This is a genomic window from Bacillus cereus group sp. MYBK216-1 (assembly GCF_051916495.1).
Classification (GTDB): domain Bacteria; phylum Bacillota; class Bacilli; order Bacillales; family Bacillaceae_G; genus Bacillus_A; species Bacillus_A thuringiensis_K.
Genome location: NZ_JBQAGT010000009.1, coordinates 80454 through 101121 on the forward strand (window position 1 = coordinate 80454; position 20668 = coordinate 101121).

Consider the following 20668-nt stretch of genomic DNA (forward strand, 5'->3'; position numbering starts at 1 on the left):
TGAAATTAACAACCTCTTCTACTGGCTTTCAAGGAATGAATGAAATTGACAAGGAATTGAATTCAAATGAGGAACAGAGGATAATTTTTCTTATAACATATATAATAATGTGAACTAACAAGTACTAAGTGAAGAACAGTGCATTAACATAACATTAACAATGAGCGGTATTATAAGTGATAAATACTTTTAAAACAGCTAGGTAATAAAGAAAACCTTAGTGTGAATTGCTATAAGAACGTTTTGAAATCTCCCTAGTAATATACGATATTAGAAAATTCTGTTAATGAAAGTCGAATTCTATAAGCTGTACAAATACGTTTTATATACAAGTTTTATATAAGGGTCTTATATAAAAATTTATGCTAATTGAATAAGTATTTTTTCATTTTAACATTGATATAAAAGTATTTTTTTATACACCTTATATATAAAACTTATATGTAAGATGTATAAGTTTTTATTGGTTTTTGATGTTAAAAAAATAGGTGGTTTTTAATCTGTTTTTTTTAATATTAATCTGGATTTTATAATAATCTTTGTCGAAATGTAAATTACATGAAATTTAAAATTGATATAACATGTATACGCATTATATATACGTCGTACACTTAACCCCTTATAAAATATAGATTAATTCTAATTTTGTCTTTATAAGTCTTATATATAAGTCCTGTATATAGGTTTTATTTATAATGACTTGATATACGACGTGTAATGATGTACTATGTTCCTAGGAATAATTAACCAGTGTTTTAAGGGGGGGACAACTTGAACGAAGTTTTAAGTGAAAAATATCAAACAATCAAGTTTGCAGATGAAGTAGTAAACATGTTTGCTGATATACTTGAACAAGATGAGATACTCTATAGTGTATTTCTATACATAGGAAACATAGTAAATAAACAATTTCAAGAGACGAAGTACATGAGGGGCATATCTATTAATGAAATAGTGGAAAATGTAGTTATTGATAGGAGAGTAAAGAAAAAAAAGGGAAAATCCTATTCATTAGAGGTTGAACGTACAAATATATCTAGACGTTCAGCTGAAATAAGTGTGAGTACGCTATCATCAATGTCTTTAATCTATGAAAAAACTATGCACCCATATAAATTTTTAATCTCAACTTATAGAGGGCAACAAGTACTGATTGAGTTAGGTAAAAGAAAAAAGATAAATAAGGAGAGATAAAATAATGGCAAAAAACTTCTTAAAGAATGAAGTGGCAGTTAAAATGACGATGGTTGGTTTTGGTCAAGCTGGTACTAGAATGGTAGATAAATTTGCAGAATATACACATACAGATGGCACAGCAGTATATAATTGCTTAGCACTAAATAGTAATGATGGGGATCTAGCTGAATTAAAAAATGTACCAAAAAGTAATCAAGTTTCACTGAAATTAGGTGGTTTAGGTAAGAACCCTGAGCGTGCAGTAAAAGTCCTTGATTCAAATGAGGAAGCAAAAGAAAAGCTAAAAGAATTTATTACTGAACGTGTAAGACCTTCGGATGAACTTGTTTTATTTTTTGCAGGTTTAGGTGGAGGAACTGGAACTTCTACAATCATTAAGGCCATTGAAGAATTTTCGGCTTTTCACAACAAGCCCGTAATCAGACAAGAATTACAAAAGGTTGCGCAGCTATATCCAATGGCTGAAATTAAGGCGAATCAAGCAAAGTTTGCAAGAATAGCCTTTGAAAATGCTATTGAGCGCAAAGACTTTATTAAAATGGGGATTGTTGTAACTCTTCCCGTCCGAGCGGATGGGCCTGATGTATTACGACAAGTAAATAAATTTTCACAGGAAATTTGGAAATTAGCAAATGATAAATCAAGAGGTGTAGCATTTGTAGTATTTGCCGATAACCAGCATTTTTACGATGAATTTAAGGAATTGAATGAAAATGAGAAAAAAGGTGTCGCTAATTCACGAGATTATGCAAATCAACGTATTAGTGAAATTATTCATGAGTTAAATACCGCTGCTAATGGATCTGGTACATCTGTAATACTAGATTCTCAAGACTTTAAACGTATTTTACTTGAGAAAACGGGCTGTTTAGTAATTAATAAGGTTTCACGTAATATGAATCAAATAGAAAATAGCCATGCAATTATAGAAATGTTTCAAGAATCATTAAGAGGAAGCTCTTTCCATCCCCCAATTGATTTGATGAAGAAGAACGATGATGGTTCTGTTGAAGCATCAAAAGTACATCATTTTGGTATGCTTGCTATCCTAGATGAGCAAAAGAATATTAATGATTCCTTTATGGATGACGCTAAGGTAGAAGTTTCAAATAATTTACCTATAAATGGCACAGTCTTTAATGGATATTTGGTAAGTAAGAATGATTTCTTAGGAAGTGTATATACCTTCTATAAAACTGATGCATTACCATCAAGATTATCTAAAGGTTTAGTTGAAGAATTTAATGAGTTTAAAGAAAGACAGAGCCAAATTCAGTATAAAAAGTCTCAAATTAGTACGATTGAGAGTATAGATGAGGATGAGGATTTAGGTTTTGCATTTGGAGATTTTATCGATATGGGTAGTGACGAGGAAAATAATAATGCTGGAGCAAATGAAGATGAAGATCTAGCAGATTTTCTAGATCCAGATAAGATGTTTGGTACTACAAAATAATAAAAAAGTCTGGACTAAGTTCCAGACTTTTTTATTATTCTACTGAATTCATAAGAGATTTTATATGCTCAATAATATTATCTTGTATGTACTGCTCTATGAAGAGTTGTTTTTTACTCAAATCTTCCTCTTTTTTAAACCAGCCTGCTTTTCTAGTACGCTCTTCCTCAGGTTTATTATTCCATAAGCTCTCTGCTTGTTTTCTTAATTCCTGGCGTGCTCTATGCTCAATAATAAAATTATCAAGCCTATCTTGGCGTTGGCGTAATTTTAGCGTTTCTACATCTTCTGGTTGTGGTAACTGCTTTAATATACTCTCTACCTTCTCTTCATAATGAGATTCAATATGTTTTATTTTTTCTTCTAACTGTTTAGTTACCATTTTTTCAATAATTTCTGCAGTAGCTTGAAGGTTTAATTCAGTGGATACCTCATTTGTTTGATGTTCTGGTGACACTGGTCTTAAATCAAACTGGTGTGGTAAAAGGTCAATAATTGCATCTAAAGACCATTTCTCATCCCTTTTCTGCTTTATAAATAGAGCAATTTCAAGATCTAAAGCATTATAGAGTTTTTCATTTGTATTTTGAGTTCTTAAAGTTTCATGAAGTCCCTTTTCTTCTAGGATATTGAACCAATTATAAACTGTATTATGATGACGTCCCACTAGTTTTGAGAATTCTGTTATCCGCCATGCTTTTTCGAAAACATTATCATCTAATATATCATCATCGTTAATTTGATGGTCTTGTTTTTCATTTTTTTGCTCAATCATTGTAACTACCTCCTCAAAAATCAACTCATAAATAACTAATTATAATTAACATGTGATCTGAAATTAACATGTTAGCCAGTATTTCGATAATATTTACGAAAATCCCTACTAATTCAGTGAATTACATGAAATGTGAAATTGACATGTAAACATACACTTGTTAACAAAACATTAACGTTCAGCATAAAATTTGGTTGAATTAGCAACTTTAGTACCAATTATATATTTCAAATTGGTAATGTTTTGTTAATAGGAATATATATATTATGTTAGTAGCACTACTGATAGTTGCTATGAGATTAACAAATTAGGCTACTTAATATTAATGATAAGGAAATAAAGCTATTTTGTAAATAAGTTATAAGGATATAATCCAGGTATATAACGGAAAATACACATAGTAACGTCCAAAATGTAATTATCACGTATAAAAACTAGTAAAAAGTAAAATAATATTAATGTAGATTTAGTATTGTTCAATAAACAAAACAGTATTTAAGGATATAGGAGCACAATCATAATACTTTGAGAGGTTCGCTCCTACTCCCCATTTACTTGCTACGGATCTACTTATGTATATTAATTTAGTATAGAATGTACAATTTAAGTTGTATATTGCATGTCATGATAGAAATTTATATAGTCAGTATCAACAAAATGAACTTTATCGGTATTTAAGAACAAACTGAGCCTGCGAATTGACATTGATATAAAAGGTGACATTGACATGAAACTGACACTAAGACATTCTTCTAACAACACACAAGCGCCTATTGTTAATGTTTTGTTAACTATAATAGGTATATTAACCCTATGTTTACATGTTGATCTAAAAAGATTACCTTTTAACATGAAATGTGAATCGTAAACGAAGGATTTTATGGGTAATTTTAAGGAAGTTTTTAAGATACTAAAGTTTGACTTAGAATACTAGAATAATCCTGGTGGTGTTTTTTGTAGATATCCGATCTCTAGTACATGCTTGCATATAATAATAAGATCATAAATAAGATGATGAGATTGATATGTTAACCAAAATTAGATAAGTATACTTCGAATATCCATAAAGATAACATTGACATGAAATAAGAAATCGCTATGAGATCAATATAACATTAACAAAAACTATTCAAACTAAGGACGGATCATCCTAATTGTTAATGTCATGTTGATCAGAGATAGAAACTACCATTTTGACTTAGAGATGCTAGTTATTCTAATGGGTGTTATGACTTAAACCTCCTTAAAAAGTTAATAAAAGTAATTGGTAATAAAATATAGCATGCGCTGGTTTGCTAGTTGTTACATCCTATTAACTAATAATAATAAATGTAGATCTACCAAATGGTTTTACGTTAATTCACATCTGAGTACCATCGGATTGATATAATGTGTAAAATACTGATATGAAATTAACTTCTACACATTTTTATTTCGTTTCATATCAATGTCAATTGATATGTCAATTTCAATCAGGAGTATTAGTGTCGGATAATTGTTTATATAACATTAACATATCTGAGTTGTGTACATCTTGTGTTAATAAATTAAATAGAGATAGATTTTCTTTGAAACCTTCTTGATCATGGAGATTTATAAAAAGAATGGTGTACCATATTTGAAATTTAGTTATAAATAGCAGTTGTAATGTTCAGGTATATGACTTATTTAGTTGGGCATACTATAAGTATGAGTTTTTTTATGATAAAAAAGTACAGATACTATAAAAACTACAATCTATAATTATAGATTGTAGTTTTTATAGTATCTGAGTGAAAGAAATGGTTTTGAAATTTAGCTATAATAGAAATGATTTTGTGCGTCATTCAATTTTAAGCATGCGCAAACTAAAAGTCATTTTAATTCTTACAAGAAAAACATGTTATGGATGTATATTCATCATTAGCGTTCCTTTTTGTCTAATAACTAAAATAGGAATCCAAAAGCTATTTTATAATCTTTGTTTGCGAAATATGTAATTAGTAAGTTGGCTTAGGTATGAACTGGCTGGGTTAGTTTAACTTATATTTATCTCTCAATATAGGATTTCATGTCAATGTCAGTTGATGTGTTAATATCAATGAACGTGTTTATACCGCTTGATTGTTTACATAACATTAATATGTATTAGTCGTTTGCTGTTAGTTATGTTATGAGTACTATAAAGATTGTTTTGTATCTAAAGTTCTCTAAGGTAAGGAATATATCAAATGAATGTTTTTTACTTTTGATATTTAGTTGTAAATATAAATCGAAATTTTGGTATGAAAATCCTGTACTTAGATATACTAATAGTATTACCTGAATTAGGTGATTAAATGACATATGCAGAAAAAGAAAAAGGTTAATCAATTAGAAGCATTATTTTTGTGAGCTTAATTAATAATTGCGAAGTAGTATTGACATTTAGATATTATAGAGATAATCTTATACATAAGTTTAATTGTTTAAAACTTAATATACGAATTGAGAGATATTTAATTCTTGCTAAACGGACACACCGAGGGCATATACCTGCCATTGGTGTGTCTTTTTTTATTTAATAACTAGAAAATGATAAGGAGAGTATTAAAGAATGAATGAAATTATTAGTGAAAGCAAAAGAAGATTTGATAAATATTGTAAAGATAATCAAGTTTTTGAGGAGAGAATTAATTCTCTTATTAACTACTATTTTTTACTGCTTGCTGATCGTGTAAACATTTTACAAGATAGAGAATTTAATAACGAGGTCGAAGAGAAGCAATTTAAAAGCAGTCTCAAAAGGTTTGAAACATTATTCCCAGCTGCTGCTAAGAATGCATTTCTAAAAGGATATCAGCTTGGTTTAGAGTTTTTCAAACATCCAGAGACAGTGATTCCGGATTCTCTATTTACAAATCCTAATTTTGTACAAGATATTCCTTTTGCAATTGTAAATGCAGCAGAATTTAGCATTTATGAATTAGTTCGAACGGATGAGACACAAGAATTTAGTGTATTTGCTGTTCGAACGTATGAAGGCATTAAACACATAATGGAGCAAGTATTTTGTGAAATTGCACTTGAGCATGAACGTGAGGAAAGAGGATTGAAAGTAGTAGAAGGAAAAACAACTACATTTACAAATGTTCCAGTAGACCGTTTATTTACAATTACTCCATCTGTAGCTGCTAATGTTGTGCATGCAGACGGTCGATGTGAAATTTGGAGTCTAAACTGGAATACGAAATTAACTTTAGATAACCCTTTTATTGAATTAGCACAAGTAACCATTGTTTACAAAGATAAGACAGAGATACAAAAAAATCTTCGAGATGGATTTATATATGAACAAAGTTTATTTAGTGCGGTACCGTTAGAAGAAATCGAGGATCGTTTAGAGATTAGAGTCAAATATAACCTTATTGATAATATGCCATGCAATTTGGATGGATTTGAAATAGAATCGCTTCTCACCGAACTATTAACAAAAATACAAAATGCAACAAAAGTGCCTTTTGAAAACATGCTATTACTTTAAAGCGATTTTCTATCAAAGAATGGATTAATTAATAAAGATAAGAGTTATAAAATCATAAAACAAGAGTATGTTAGAAAAGTCAAAGAGGATTTAACGAAAATTGCAAAATGGCAAGTTACAACAAAAGCTAGACTTGTTACGACAACACATTTTCGTTTATATACAATTTGGCAGAAAAATAGCACAGGCTATCAATTGAAAAAAATAGACGATTGTATTGATCCATATGCCAAGATGAACCTCATTCAATGGATGATTGCTTCATTTTGTACGACTGGTCGTATTAAGTACGATAAGAAACCAAAAGAGTGGGTAAGCTATGAATGGATTACTTTAAGGTAAATAAAAAAGACAGAAAATAATAAAATGTACCCTATAGAATTGACACTCAAAAAAAGTCTATTCTATAGGGTACATTTTACATTGTATGTATTTTTTCTCTTTGTGTAGTTTTTCAACAAAAAGAGCGCTTTTAAAGGCGTCCAATGAACAAGATTTATATAAAAAAGGTGCACAAGATAGGTATGTATGCTTCTTAAAATTGGTGCAGATTTAATACAAAATCCTTATTTGAAAACAAGAAGCCCTAGAGTTAGGGCTCTAGGGCTTCTTGTTTTGGTATTCTCACATGGTTTTTCAAAAAGAATAGAACATATTGAAGATAACATGTGAATGTTTCATAAATGTATCAAAAAAGTGAACAAAATTGCTATTGCAGAAGAAGCAGAAATGAAGTTTCTAATACGTAAGTATGTAAAAGGTATTATTTCTAGTGGATAAAATGCGCATGGGACACCTAATCATTATTTTATCAGAGGAAAAGAATATGTTATGAACTTGGTTGAATGAAAAAATGAAAATTTTACTTTTAGAGTGAAACTAAACAAAAACGCTATTTGAATAAAAGAAGTTAGATAAGGATGAAGAATAGTCATCTCTTATGCTGGGGAGGTTAACGGATATCCAAATTAAATAAGGGTGATTATGTGTTAAAAGGTAAAGTGATTAGTTTGTTTTTTGGAATTGTAATGGTAGTTTTATTTTTAAGTCCGTTAGATATCAAAGCGGTTAATAGTAATGAACAAGAGTTTTATGATTCTTATAATACTTTATTAGCACCATATGCAAGTCAAGTTATCAGAAGGAAGCTTGGACCAGATCATCAGTATAGTTTAACGGACACAAAAATTATAAAAATTGAACGTTTCCCAGAAGAAAACTTTAATTTTATTGTTACAGTTCAATATAAAACTTATATAGGAGCTCATAACCCTCCGAATGGCATAGAAACTATTACTTTTAATATAGATCCAAGTGGAGTAAAGGTTATAAATTTTGTTCATAAAGATACTTAAAGAAGAAGTAATATTCTTTATACATTGATGAAAAGGATATTTGAATTAAAAAATGTAATAAAAATTTCATTTTGTATTAAGTTGGAATATAAAAAGAGCACTTAGTAAAGTGCTCTCGTGACGAGCCTTATTTTATAACGACTATTTTATAAAGAAAGGAACTCAGAATATTATATGTGCGCCAGTCAATTGAGTACCTTGTACAAATAAAGAGCAGCTAGCAAAAGCTAACTGCTCAGGTAATGGAATATGGTTCGAAATGGGTTGTCTACAGTATTGACGGAATATTGGTTTTTATTCGTGAAGAATTACGTTTAACTTAATGCATAGCCAACAGTCAAAGTTAGTGTTAAAAACACTGATAATAAAAGTGTTAGTAGAACGGTTGCTATGCTTCTAAGCATCGCAATCCAATTATTTATTTTAGAAAATCCTTTCATACCAGCAAAAAAAGTTCCTATTGTTAAAACTAGTAAAAAAATAAAGGGTGGATAGGTAGTGAATTCATAATAAAGATTTTAACGATTAGGCATATTTAAGAATCTCGAACATAAGATGGTAATGACAACGAGAAGAATTCATTGTGTTCGCTACTCGCGTTAATACGTTTCGAAAAGGCACCTATTTAGGTGCTTTTTTGTTTGCATCTTTCGAGATGGACGAGCATATATTGGAATGTGTGGATGGAAACCACTTTATATATCAGAACACCTATCAATTATGGGTGTTCTCTTATTATGTAAAAATTTTACAAGTTGTGTGAGAGTTGAAAAATAGTATATTATCTTTCTCAATGTACATATTAATAAAAGTTTTTAATATCATACATAAAAGGCGGGATAATATGAGTGAAAATAAAAAAAATGAAGAATTGAATAAGATAAAGAAATATTATTTTAATGAGGACAATCAACCAGTAGCTGGTATAGAGTTAATTTTGCCGCCGGATATAGGAATCATGTTAGACCCGAAATCAGTTAATGATGAAAGTAGAGATATTGATAATGAATAAGTTTAATTTAAGCATCCATTCGGGTGCTTTTTTCTTTGTTATATAGAAATTACACATGATCCCCCTTTAATACATGACTTAGGCATAGTTGGGAATGAGATATCATATAATGATACTGAACGGTTTCCAACATGATCCCCTATATTTTTTTTAAGCGAGAGCACTTATTGGGGGAGTGCTCTCTTTCGTTTGCACATAAGGAGGCTTTCATCATACAATATCAGGTCAATATAGATAAACCGTTACTCAATTAAAGAGCTCTATAAATAGGTATAGAGCTTTTTTATTGCACATAAGGAGTTCCCAAACATACAATATCGAGTCAATGCCAATCAACTTATTCCTTTTCCGAGAGCTATATATATTCCGCTATAAAGCCCTTTTAGGTTGCGCCATTAGAACGGGCAAGGCATTGTCGTATATTTTATACTCAGAAGCTTAGGGCACTTTATAGTGTTCTTTTTTATTGAACAAAATGGACATTTGAATAGAAAACATATCCTTAAAATAACCTTAATTTTACTATGAATTTAATAATAACCGAAAACTAAATGGTATAATTTTCTAAAGAAATTCAAATAAAGTTTATTTTAGAAAAGGGGTAGAGGAAAAATGTTTCAGAAACTTAAATTTTATTTAATGAGCATATTAATTAGTGCATTTTTAGGTGGGATTATCATAGGTGCTAATTTCTTGGTACATAACATATATAATTTAGTTGCAGGTAAAGAATATCAATTTAATATGTGGTCTTCTATTATTATATTTAGTGTTGTATTTATTTCGGGTTTCTCGTACATGTTGAAGAAGGGACCAGATATACTTGTTAATGATTAAACCAATATCAATTATCGTAGGCGCTGCCGTGATCTGGGTAGCGTCTTGTTTGTTGTTAAGGAAAGATAAGGGATGAGATAGACTTGCAAATTGAAATATTATTAGTCTGAAACATAGACTAGTAAACAAGCTATGTCTACCGTTTCATCATAGAATGTGATGAATTCTATTTTTAGAGGAGGGAATCATATCTATGGGATGGGATAATAATTTTGGGCATTCTCGAGATTGTAATAGATTTTGGGATGATTTAGTATTTTGCGGATGCGGTCGTAGACGTAGGAGAAACGATTTTAACGACTGTCATTGTAGACGCGATTGCGATTGTGATGAGTGTCGTCGTAGACGTGATCATGATCATGGTGAACATCGAGATTGGTAAAGTCTTTTGAAGGAGTGCATATCTTAATAGCACCCTTTTTAATTTTATAAAGAATTCACTTTAAACATTTCTTATAACTAAGAATACTTATGTAAATATGGGAAACATATTTGATTCTTGGAATGAGGGGATCAATGTGGATATAACGTAAAGTATTGCAAGAATAGTTGTTAATGGGATAGATCTTCCGTTTACTTCAGTTATAACAACTGCATGGATTAATGGACCTGCAAATGATTTAATTGTTACGACTAGGCAAAGAGTGAATGAGCTTTATCGTGTTATGTGGTCGCGGGTGCCAGTTATGCTAAAAATGTATTTCATTCAGGGGGCGGACATAGTAAGATTTGCTAGAGTTGCAGGAGTTGATGAAAGTATAACGGGAGAATATATATATCATTTTAATTGGTGATAAGACAAACTTTAAGTAACCTAACAGCTGCTTTTTTATTTTACAAAAAAAGAACCTGTAAACCTGCAGATTCTCCTGATAATGATTTATGGAGCAAGACCCGAAAATATAATATAATAATTCGAAAATGAGTTCAAGTAAATAAAAAGAACCCGCTGGAGTTCGGGTCCTTTCAGAAGTGATGATGTATTCTCGGCTTGGGAACTGAGAAAAACACAAAAATATAATACATCGAGTTTTAGAGAATTTCAATATTAAATTAAATATTATCGTGGAGGGAGTTAAATCATTTGATGAAGAAAACAAGGTAGTGATAAAGCATATGAATTTTAAAAAAAATGAGCGGGATATCTTAAGGAAACATAAAATTATTTAAATTTTTGTATGAATTCATTAATATAGAATTATATTTATTGTTTAATTGATTCCGTTTATTTCCAAACCTTATTGTGTTGTGGTTGAGTTGTAGAAGCAAGTTGCGTCTTGTTTCATTTATGAAAGGGCTTCTTTGAGCCGATTAGTGTATATATAGCTTATTTTGCTATGCATATTTTTAATCGACTTGAAGAAGCCCTTTTTGTATTGTCTTCAAGTTAGGAATTACTTGTAAAAAGGTCTTTATATTTAAGTATACAAATAAAAAAAGGGGGGATCTATTTATATCATGTCTATTTCCATGGATGTATACGAGATTTCCTTTTTTATCATTTTAGCCAAGAAGACTCCTTCCTCAAGGAGCGTGAAGGGGCACAGCCCAGTGAGTAGGTGGGAGATGAATTGGCTTCGAACAAGGGATGGCAGGAAGCCATCTTAATTGTTCGACATACAGAAAGTGTTACTCCACTACCTATCGAATGTACGTTTGGTGTATAATAGTCATATACCGAAATGGAGGTGAATCAAATAATGATGAATAAAGCCTATAAGTTTCGTATCTATCCAAATCAGGCACAAGCAATTCTAATCAACAAAACGATTGGGTGTTCTCGCTTTGTATTCAATCATTTCCTATCTTTATGGGATCAAGCATACAAAGAGACAGGAAAAGGCTTGACCTATGGTACATGCTCTGCCAAACTACCTGCCATGAAGAAAGAGCTTGTTTGGCTAAAAGAAGTGGATAGTATTGCGATGCAGTCGTCTGTTCGTAACCTTGCGGATGCGTATACACGCTTTTTAAAAAAACAAAACAGCGCACCGCGCTTTAAATCTAAGAAGAACAACGTACAATCTTATACCACAAAACAAACAAATGAAAATATTTCCGTTGTAGGGAACAAAATAAAGTTGCCGAAACTAGGCCTTGTTCGATTTGCCAAAAGTCGCGAAGTAGAGGGGCGTATTGTAAATGCTACAGTTAAACGGAACCCTTCTGGTAGATATTTTGTGTCACTATTAGTTGAAACAGAAGTACAAGAACTTCCGAAAACACATTCTTACATTGGAATAGATGTAGGACTAAAAGATTTCGCCATTTTGTCAGATGGAACACACTATGAAAATCCGAAGTTTTTCCGATCATTAGAAGATAAGTTGGCGAAAGCACAGCGTGTGCTTTCTAGAAGGATGAAAGGATCTTCTTGCTGGAATAAACAACGAGTAAAGGTAGCTAGAATTCATGAATACATATCCAATGCTAGAAAAGATTACTTGGACAAAATTTCAACTGAAATCATCAAAAACCACGATGTTATCGGTATAGAGGATTTGCAAGTATCGAATATGTTAAAGAATCATAAGTTAGCAAAAGCAATTAGTGAGGTATCTTGGTCGCAATTTCGATCCATGTTAGAATACAAAGCAAAATGGTATGGCAAACAAATCATTGTCGTATCGAAAACATTTGCTTCCAGCCAATTATGTTCTTGTTGTGGATATCAAAATAAAGACGTTAAAAATCTAAACCTACGTGAATGAGACTGTCCTTCTTGTCGTACAAACCATGATAGGGATATTAACACAAGTATCAATCTAAAGAATGAAGCAATAAGGCTTCTAACCGCAAGGACTGCGGGGTTAGCCTAATCAATTAGAGTTCGATAGAACTCTTTACTTAGGAATCCCTCACTTCTAAACGAAGTGAGAGTGGGGGTAGTTCAATGGAGAGATGCTTTAGAGGGAAAAGTTATCGCTTTACTGCAATCCGTGATTTTCTAGAAATGGAAGCCGATTCTACACAGCTATCATGTAAAAACTGCAGATGTGGATTGTCTTTTTAAGAAAGATGATCTTGCAATGATTGTGCATCATGATGGAGTGTTAGAAGTGGTTAAGCGTGCAGAAAAAAGTAAACTTTCTGAAGGTAAATTTAAAAAGATAGAGTTTGTAATTCTATCTTTTTCTTATATTCAATTACTACAGAGGATTTAAATTCACTAAAAGAAAGGTAGAAGAGAATATGAATACATCTATGAAAAAAATCTAGTAAATTTATGAGTTGATTTTGCTTTCAAGCGCTTGTTTGGAGTAGAAGGAAGCGAGGATATACTCATTGGTTTTCTTAATGCGGTATTACAATCCTCTTTAGATGAGGAAATTATTTCTTTGCATTTAGATGATCCACATCTTCCAAGGGAACAAAAGGATGATAAATTGTCTATTTTAGATTTACGAGCTACCCTTAATAGTGGTATAAAATTAAATATAGAGATACAGGTTCGTGACAAAAAAGACATGATCGAGCGATCTTTGTTCTACTGGGCTGGCATGTATTATTCTCAAATGACTCAGGGGATGAAGTATACAGAATTAAGACCAACTATTTGTATTAATATAGTGGATTTCATTCTGTTTCCAGGAGAAGAGGACTTTCATAATGTCGGTGTAGTCATGAACAAAAAATCGGAGCACATAATTTCAGAGAATATGCAATTGCATTTTCTTGAGATTCCAAAGGTTATTCGAGAATGGCAAGAAGATCGAATGGATCCACGGGAGGATATATTAGCACGTTGGCTATTATTATTTCCTGCATATGAAGATGAGAAATTAACAACAATCCTGGAGGGAATCGCGATGGAAAAAGATCCAGTTTTGAAAAAGGCAATGGAGGATTGGGAGCGTTTAAGTAGTGATAAGGACTTTTTACGCTTATATGAGGCGGGAGAGAAGGCAATAAAAGATAGAATATCAGAAATAGAGACGGCAGAAGAAAAAGCAGCAAAAGAAGCTAGAATAGCAACTAAGATAGAGATGATTCACAATTTAATTAAAGTAGGTGTACCTATAGAGAAGATAGCGGAAGCCACTGAATTAAGTGTAGGAGAGGTTAATGAAATTTTAAAAAATAAAGAGTAAATATAAATGATAAAAAACAGGTAATTGTGATTACGAACAATTACCTGTTTTTTATTCCTTTTGTTTGATGCCCATTTTTTGATTACAACAATATTTTTTCTTGTTTTAGAGTTTCCTCTAATTCATAAAGAAATTTATTGTGTTGTTATTATATAAGAAAAGAAGACATCGATTAAAATGTCTTCTTTTACTTGTACACTTAGTGTTAAGAAGGTATTGTATTGCTTAAAAACCATAAAAAAATATAACAATCATCGAGTAAGTCTATTAGAATCAATAAATAGAGTTTTTTATATGCAACATTACATATATATAGATTTAATTATATTTTATCTATATAATTAAATTGTCTGTTTCTTGTTTTAATTCGTTTGTTTATTTTGGAGCGCTCCAGCAATGGAGCCTTTTTTTATGCAATAAAACATTTTCTTTGCATTACTTAGTTAATCTATATTAACTTTATCTTCTTAAACAATATCTATATTTTACCAAAAAAATTATAGAGATAACCAGTTTTTTCAATAATTTAGTGGATTAATAGTTTTTAGGTTATTTTTTAATTATTATAGGGAATTTTATTATGCAATGAAGAGTAAGAAATCAAGAATCATAAAAAATTTATAGTATCTTGGGAAATAATATATTATTATTTACGTATTTATATGTTATAATTTAATTCTCTAAAACTACTAAAAAGGACTGCCTAATGGTGGTCTTTTTTATATTAGTAAGATTTTACTAGTATAATAGAATTAACTGTATATTGTGAGGGTAATTGGTAGTCCCTTCTTTCCATTTGGAAGGAAAGGGGATGATACACCTATGGAGTTTTTGTTTTGGCTTCTGAAAGAATTTGTGAAAGCTATTGTACGTGAAGTTTCTGCGTATGTTTTTAGGAAACAAACTCTAGAAAAAGATAACAAAAAACCCCACTCCTCGTCGCCATCGGAAGCAAAAGGATGGGTTCCGTAAAAAACAAATGATATAACCACGTCCCTGAAGGTAGCAGTTATGAGAAGAGATGTTAGCGCATCTTTTCTTTTATTGTATAAACAAGCTATTACTGTAATACTACTACAGTAGTTATATCAAACGTACATAAAAAATCAATGAACATATAAATAGATATAATGTACAAAAGAAAAGATACCCAAAGGTGCCTTCTTACGATTTTAACCATCGTAATATGGTATTAGATGTCAATCCAAGTATTATTTTACCACGTTAAATAATGTTGGCTGTTGAGAAAAAAGGCACTCGAAAGAGTGCCTTTTTTCTATTCTACTTTTAATTTAATTTCTTTACCTGTCATGCCGCCACTAGCTTTTAAGAAAAGGCCTTCAGCATCTTTTGGTATATCAAATACAATTTTACCTGTTTGTGTTAGACCAGGATTCAATTGTTTTAAGAAGAAGTCAGTTTTCCCACCATTAGTTAAGTCAAATGATGTTTGACCTTGTGTTGAATATGTGAATTCACGACCTTTGTTATCTACTAATTTAAAACTATTAGCATCAACAGTAATAGCGTCTTTTTGATTATTAGTAAGTGTAACTTCTAAAATTTTAAAGACACCTTGTGCTTGTTCTTTTGTATATTCATTACCCACAGAATCTACTGTTTCCATAGATCCTACAGCGATTTTAACATCAGAAGATACACCTTCTTTTGATACTGCTTTAGTGTCTGTTGAAGTTTTTTCTGTTGAGTCTCCACCACCAGCGACCATAGCAATTATTCCGATTACAAATAAAGCTATAATGCCTAGGCATCCAAATTTAAATATTTTTCCCACGTTTGTTCCTCCAATTATGTAAAATATAAGATTGCCAAGCTAATAATAACAAACTATATATAAAGATATTGTAATATTATGTCGAAAGGAAATAAAAAAGATAGTTTAGAATTTTCAGGCTGAACTTCCGTCTTATGACCTATTATTCCTCGCATCTTGGCAGTACTTCTTACTCATAAAAAAAGACACCCAAAGGTGCCTTCTTCCTACTTAACCCACTTTAATTTTTGGACTCTCATCCTTACCGAATGGAAAGTAGAGATGCTTCAATTATGTACCGATCTGGAGCGTCTCCTATATAGTCAAAAGGATAACAAGTTGTTAGTGTTAATGTTGGCTCACTTTTTTCTACAATAACTGTTCGGTCTTCTGAATCTGTTATCCAATGCTTGTTAATTTTATATGTATATGTTTTATTTTCATATTCCACGATAAGTTGGTCATTTTCCTTTAGTTGACCAAGCTCGGTAAAAACAGTATCTCTATGTCCACTTAAAACTGTATGACCATTTCCAGATGGTGTAGTAGTTAAGTCACTAACAAACATACCTACACCCTTTTTTAGTACTTTATCATCAGCTCCCCAATATACAGAGTATTTCTTTTGTATTTTAGGGATAATTAAATATGCTACTTTATCTCCTAACTGATGGTTTACATTTGAAGCGGGAATTTGTACAGGTTCTTTAGGTTGTAGTGAAGTTTCAGTTTCAGTTTGATTGATGTTTTGCGCTTCATTTTCTTTAGAAGGTGTGGAGGTCTCATATTGTTTAGCCTCGTTAGTTGTTAATGACTCTGCTGATTGTCTAGCACTATACCATTCTAGAAAATAATAGGAAAAGATAGTAAGTCCAATAACAGTTAAACATAAGCCTATCCATTGTTTTTTATTCACTTTTATCACTCCATTTGAAAACGACAGGATTTCTCCTGCCGTTTTAAGGAACTATTTTATGCGTTTGTCTTTTTACGACGGAACATTAATACAGATCCAGCTAATGCTAATCCTAAGCTTGCTAACATCATTGTAACACCATTTGATGCTGTATTAGGTAATTTTTCACCTTGTTTTTTCGTTTCTTTTTTCACAACTGTATTAGTATTTTTCTTTGTTTCTTTTGCAGTTGTTTGAGGCTTAGTTTGTTCTTGTTTATTATTTGTTGTTTGGTTGTTTTGTTTTGAATTCTCTTGCTTAGTGTTCTCTTGTTTAGCAGGTTCTTGCTTAGTTTGTTCTTGAGGTTTGTTTTCATCTTTTTTAGTAGTTTGCTTGCTAGCTAAAAATTGATCGTAGTCCCCTTTTTTCACTTCACAAGGTAAGCCGTCATTGTCACGATCTAAGTCATGAGGATCATTAGTTGCGCTGTATCCATTGCTGTGCCAGAATTCCATAACTTCTTGTTTGTTTTTAAAGTGACCGCAATTCTTGTCGTTTGGATTTTTTTCTGCAAATGCAGCAGAACTGTACCCCACTGTTAATAATGTAACCGCTGTTGCTGAAGCTAATAATTTTTTCATAATTTTCTCCATCTCCCTAAATGGTATGTATTTACATTGAAATATTTTACATTTAAAAAATTAAAAATACAATAATAATTTGTAGATAAATGTAAGATTTCTAGATAATAATAACAAATTGTCAATTCGTATATTGTCATATTATGTCGAAGGAAAATAAAAAAAAGACAACCTAAAATACCTTCTCCTGACGTGAACCAGCTTAATATTAATAATATGTATTTGGACTATCATCTAAATATTTTTTTAACATGTAAAGAGAAAAAGTGGCATTAATTCTAGAATGATAACACTAGCTGAATGGAATGAAATAAGCCAGTCGACGTTCTTCAAACTGGTCAAAGATGGTATGAATTTATATGAAACAGCAAAGAAGGGAAAAGGGTACGCAGTGCATTTGGAATTAGCAAGAAAGAACGGGATTAAGAATACTACTTTTTACTCAAGGGTTAAAAGAAGGATGAAGCTGCTACGAAGCCATTCGTAGGTCGTAAGGGAGTACAGTAAATTATCTAGGATACGATATGAGCGAATAAGACAGGTTAATAGAAAAATGGATTCAGAGTAATATAGTTAAGTCTACTAATGAATGCGACTTATTTGAAGAGAGTTACGAGGAACTAAAACAGTTATTAAAAGGAGATGAAGATGTTATCTACTAGGAATAAAGCTCCAAGCAAAATTAAAGAATCAACTAAAACCAGGAACCGGTTTATCTGTGGCTTTCCAAATTTCTTTATTAAGCTAAAAACTGCACTCATTCCGAAACAAATATATAACAAAATCATTATTGTCCCTGATATATTGATAATTTAATTATATACTGAAAAATATGTACATATAAATTTTTAAAAAGTACTTATTTAAATAAAAAATGGTCCTTACATTACGTAAGAACCCCATAATCGAAGAAAAAAGTCGTATGTGAAACCATGTGGGAATTACAATAATATTTTAACATCTAAACATATAGTTGTCTATACATGATCGAACAAAATAGTTATTTAAACCAAGAAGCTCTAGATTTAGGGATCTAGAGCTTCTTGTGTTGGTATAATCCACACGGTTTATGAAAAGAAAAGAACTTACTGAAGATAACACATGAATGTTTCATAAATGTATCAAAAAAGTGAACAAAATAGTTATTTGATAGAATTTTGATAAAAAGCGATGATCATTAAATCACTCCATGATTAATGACAATCGCTTAAGTATTGAAAAGTTATTCAGTTATTTGAAATATAGTTTCATTAGGTCTGGAGAATCCATATAGTTTCCTTGCGAATTTTAAAATACCTTCCTCGCTTGCTGTTAAAGTTTTAATATCGTTTTCAAAATAACGTCCTATAAGTTCTAACTCAGACAATTTCTTCTTTTCTTTATTAAGTGTAATTTGTTTTTCTTGAATCATTTGCTCTTGCTTATAAATGCAGATTTGAATGGAAATAACCATAGGTAGCATAAAAGCAAGTGCTAATAAAAGGCGACGTCTTAGCTTTTTATTCGTTTGTTGATTCTTATTAGGATTAATTTTATTTTTTGAGATTGATTGTTGTGGTGATAAATTTGGGACACTTCCCATTTTAAAGCCTCCATTACTTATGTATAGAATTTAAATTGTTTACAAGTATTATATATGCTAAATAGATAATTTTGAACCTATTTGGATAAAGGGAGGTTTTATGAAATTTAAATAAAAACGTTATTTGAATTGAAAAGAACACCATATACTCTAATGGCGCTCTTAGACCAAGAACTATAGTTTAATTTTTTATAGTCGGTATAAGTATATGGAAGTTGAAAATAAAGAGTGAATACATTTGAAACAAAATCCTTATTTAACAACAAATAAAAAAGAGCGCTAATCAAGAGCACCCTTTATACGTCATTATAACGAAAGTGACAAACTCACATTATACAGAAAGGTATTATTAAAGTATGTAAAAGTATGAAATTGGTGAATGGGTTGAAACAAAATCTTTATTTTAAAGCGCTCTGTCCCAAAATATAAGTTGAAAGAGGAAACATGACATTATATGCATGCTGTTTTAGAGTGGTGTGTGTTTAAAGCTTGATTTTCATAAAAAATAAAGCACACATATAAGTGTGCTCTTATGAACGCTTTAGATTTGTATGACTAGATAGTCACCATACAATAAAATATGCTTGTTTGATATAAATGTGAGTCAAATCTATAACATATATTTTGGTGTGTAGAAAGAACATTAAATGTTAATTAGCCAAGCATATTGTTTTTATTAACGAATCTGTGCAACTGTTAACGCTGCAGAACGAATATCTACGGTACCAATTACTTCAACGGGTACAATTTGAATTAAATCACCAGGGTTTAAGTTAATTAGAATGACACCACTGGATACATCGACTTCACCAGTTCCGAAAATATTAGAACGGACTGCGGTTCCAGATCCTGCAATAATATTAGTTGATGTGTTTAGCGTCAAGAAAAAGCGCGCTGCTTCTGGGGCTACAGGAACGTTATCGAGGCTGATTGTTAATGTATAACTGATTTGATAAATACCAGCTACTTGAATTCTAATACCAGTTCCAGTACTAATTGTATCATTGATTACAGGGACAGTAATATTAGGATTTGGGCCCGTACTAGGTAGTAGTAGTGGCGTGAATAGTGTTGCGAATTGAGGTGAAGTAGCATTAAAAGCAAAACCGAGAGCTGGTAGTGTACTAGGGGCTTGTGCTCCACAATTAAAGTTTGTGAGTTTAAGACTAGATGAACGCATATTTTCACTCCTTTCTTTCATTTAGATTGCGTGAGTAAGAATCTCACGTTTTGGACAAGCGTAATACAATATATGAAAATTTATAGTGAATAGTGCAGAGTTGTACTGTTATGGATAAAACTAACTGCCTGTTGTACAAAAGGAAACATAATAAAAAGAGCACGCATATAAGCATGCTCTTTAACAAGAAAGGTAGATTTCTATAAGTGGATTGCCTCCATACAATAACATATGCTTGTCCAATTTAAACGTGAAAGGTTTTTAGCAAAAACGCTATTTTGTGCTTAACAAATGACAAAGCAGCTAGCTAATCTAGCTAACCGCTCCATCGTAATGCGCTGAGGAGTTTTACTAAGCATACATATTATGAG

Annotated in this window: 15 protein-coding genes and 5 pseudogenes; 13 read left to right on the forward strand and 7 right to left on the reverse strand. The window is 31.2% G+C overall.

Annotated features, from left to right (window positions below):
- Positions 1-771 precede the first annotated feature (771 nt).
- Both ACTFRH_RS24415 and ACTFRH_RS24420 read left to right on the forward strand, forming a co-directional pair.
- A complete protein-coding gene (locus ACTFRH_RS24415; protein ID WP_001006726.1) occupies positions 772-1194 on the forward strand; it encodes a hypothetical protein in 423 nt (140 codons plus the stop codon).
- A 4-nt stretch (positions 1195-1198) separates the two neighbouring features.
- On the forward strand, positions 1199-2653 hold the full coding sequence (locus ACTFRH_RS24420; RefSeq protein WP_001097030.1) for a cell division protein FtsZ: 1455 nt from the start codon (positions 1199-1201) through the stop codon (positions 2651-2653).
- Positions 2654-2687: 34 nt separating this feature from the next.
- Here the strand turns inward: ACTFRH_RS24420 and ACTFRH_RS24425 are convergent, their stop codons facing one another.
- Positions 2688-3428, reverse strand: coding sequence for a MerR family transcriptional regulator (locus ACTFRH_RS24425; RefSeq protein WP_000572534.1), 741 nt, complete (start codon positions 3426-3428; stop codon positions 2688-2690).
- 2575 nt (positions 3429-6003) lie between these two features.
- Between ACTFRH_RS24425 and ACTFRH_RS24430 the strand changes: the two genes are divergently transcribed.
- From ACTFRH_RS24430 to ACTFRH_RS24440, 3 genes and pseudogenes are all read left to right on the forward strand, one after another.
- Positions 6004-6930 (forward strand): hypothetical protein, encoded by a 927-nt coding sequence (locus tag ACTFRH_RS24430; RefSeq protein WP_001002558.1) that lies wholly within the window; start codon positions 6004-6006, stop codon positions 6928-6930.
- Between the two features lie 18 nt (positions 6931-6948).
- Positions 6949-7272: pseudogene (locus ACTFRH_RS24435) on the forward strand (hypothetical protein); the annotation flags it as partial.
- A 644-nt stretch (positions 7273-7916) separates the two neighbouring features.
- Positions 7917-8285, forward strand: coding sequence for a DUF3888 domain-containing protein (locus ACTFRH_RS24440; RefSeq protein ID WP_000911827.1), 369 nt, complete (start codon positions 7917-7919; stop codon positions 8283-8285).
- 314 nt (positions 8286-8599) lie between these two features.
- Here ACTFRH_RS24440 and ACTFRH_RS24445 read toward each other — a convergent pair.
- Positions 8600-8799, reverse strand: a pseudogene (locus ACTFRH_RS24445) (hypothetical protein); the annotation flags it as partial.
- 330 nt (positions 8800-9129) lie between these two features.
- Between ACTFRH_RS24445 and ACTFRH_RS24450 the strand changes: the two are divergent.
- From ACTFRH_RS24450 to ACTFRH_RS24480, 7 genes and pseudogenes are all read left to right on the forward strand, one after another.
- Positions 9130-9297: a hypothetical protein gene (locus ACTFRH_RS24450; RefSeq protein WP_001293569.1), complete on the forward strand. Its 168-nt coding sequence runs from the start codon at positions 9130-9132 to the stop codon at positions 9295-9297.
- A gap of 612 nt (positions 9298-9909) precedes the next feature.
- A complete protein-coding gene (locus ACTFRH_RS24455; RefSeq protein WP_000486797.1) occupies positions 9910-10134 on the forward strand; it encodes a hypothetical protein in 225 nt (74 codons plus the stop codon).
- Positions 10135-10327: 193 nt separating this feature from the next.
- Positions 10328-10516 (forward strand): hypothetical protein, encoded by a 189-nt coding sequence (locus ACTFRH_RS24460; protein ID WP_002164326.1) that lies wholly within the window; start codon positions 10328-10330, stop codon positions 10514-10516.
- A gap of 154 nt (positions 10517-10670) precedes the next feature.
- On the forward strand, positions 10671-10928 hold the full coding sequence (locus ACTFRH_RS24465) for a hypothetical protein (RefSeq protein WP_033703277.1): 258 nt from the start codon (positions 10671-10673) through the stop codon (positions 10926-10928).
- A 906-nt stretch (positions 10929-11834) separates the two neighbouring features.
- Positions 11835-12953: pseudogene (tnpB, locus tag ACTFRH_RS24470) on the forward strand (IS200/IS605 family element RNA-guided endonuclease TnpB).
- A 74-nt stretch (positions 12954-13027) separates the two neighbouring features.
- Positions 13028-13298 (forward strand): annotated as a pseudogene (locus ACTFRH_RS24475) (hypothetical protein); the annotation flags it as partial.
- A gap of 28 nt (positions 13299-13326) precedes the next feature.
- Positions 13327-14225 (forward strand): annotated as a pseudogene (locus tag ACTFRH_RS24480) (Rpn family recombination-promoting nuclease/putative transposase).
- A 1276-nt stretch (positions 14226-15501) separates the two neighbouring features.
- Here the strand turns inward: ACTFRH_RS24480 and ACTFRH_RS24485 are convergent.
- From ACTFRH_RS24485 to ACTFRH_RS24495, 3 genes are all read right to left on the reverse strand, one after another.
- On the reverse strand, positions 15502-16020 hold the full coding sequence (locus tag ACTFRH_RS24485; RefSeq protein ID WP_000516002.1) for a DUF4352 domain-containing protein: 519 nt from the start codon (positions 16018-16020) through the stop codon (positions 15502-15504).
- 241 nt (positions 16021-16261) lie between these two features.
- Entirely contained in the window at positions 16262-16915 is a 654-nt protein-coding gene (locus ACTFRH_RS24490) for a class D sortase (protein ID WP_001036095.1), read from the reverse strand.
- Between the two features lie 56 nt (positions 16916-16971).
- Complete coding sequence (locus ACTFRH_RS24495) at positions 16972-17535, reverse strand: excalibur calcium-binding domain-containing protein (RefSeq protein ID WP_000734525.1); 564 nt, start codon at positions 17533-17535, stop codon at positions 16972-16974.
- A gap of 545 nt (positions 17536-18080) precedes the next feature.
- Here ACTFRH_RS24495 and ACTFRH_RS24500 point away from each other — a divergent pair.
- Entirely contained in the window at positions 18081-18197 is a 117-nt protein-coding gene (locus ACTFRH_RS24500; RefSeq protein ID WP_258010520.1) for a Fur-regulated basic protein FbpA, read from the forward strand.
- Between the two features lie 560 nt (positions 18198-18757).
- Here the strand turns inward: ACTFRH_RS24500 and ACTFRH_RS24505 are convergent.
- Both ACTFRH_RS24505 and exsF read right to left on the reverse strand, forming a co-directional pair.
- Complete coding sequence (locus ACTFRH_RS24505) at positions 18758-19117, reverse strand: FtsB family cell division protein (protein WP_000536029.1); 360 nt, start codon at positions 19115-19117, stop codon at positions 18758-18760.
- A 676-nt stretch (positions 19118-19793) separates the two neighbouring features.
- A complete protein-coding gene (exsF, locus tag ACTFRH_RS24510; RefSeq protein WP_001257908.1) occupies positions 19794-20297 on the reverse strand; it encodes an exosporium protein ExsF in 504 nt (167 codons plus the stop codon).
- Between the last annotated feature and the right edge of the window lie 371 nt (positions 20298-20668).

Excerpts from the sequence above, each read along its gene's own strand:
- ACTFRH_RS24420 (WP_001097030.1), top strand. The coding sequence starts at position 1,199 with ATGGCAAAAAACTTCTTAAAGAATGAAGTGGCAGTTAAAATGACGATG.
- ACTFRH_RS24505 (WP_000536029.1), bottom strand. The coding sequence starts at position 19,117 with ATGGGAAGTGTCCCAAATTTATCACCACAACAATCAATCTCAAAAAAT.
- ACTFRH_RS24450 (WP_001293569.1), top strand. The coding sequence starts at position 9,130 with ATGAGTGAAAATAAAAAAAATGAAGAATTGAATAAGATAAAGAAATAT.
- ACTFRH_RS24425 (WP_000572534.1), bottom strand. The coding sequence starts at position 3,428 with ATGATTGAGCAAAAAAATGAAAAACAAGACCATCAAATTAACGATGAT.
- ACTFRH_RS24430 (WP_001002558.1), top strand. The coding sequence starts at position 6,004 with ATGAATGAAATTATTAGTGAAAGCAAAAGAAGATTTGATAAATATTGT.
- ACTFRH_RS24495 (WP_000734525.1), bottom strand. The coding sequence starts at position 17,535 with ATGAAAAAATTATTAGCTTCAGCAACAGCGGTTACATTATTAACAGTG.
- ACTFRH_RS24455 (WP_000486797.1), top strand. The coding sequence starts at position 9,910 with ATGTTTCAGAAACTTAAATTTTATTTAATGAGCATATTAATTAGTGCA.
- ACTFRH_RS24460 (WP_002164326.1), top strand. The coding sequence starts at position 10,328 with ATGGGATGGGATAATAATTTTGGGCATTCTCGAGATTGTAATAGATTT.
- exsF (WP_001257908.1), bottom strand. The coding sequence starts at position 20,297 with ATGCGTTCATCTAGTCTTAAACTCACAAACTTTAATTGTGGAGCACAA.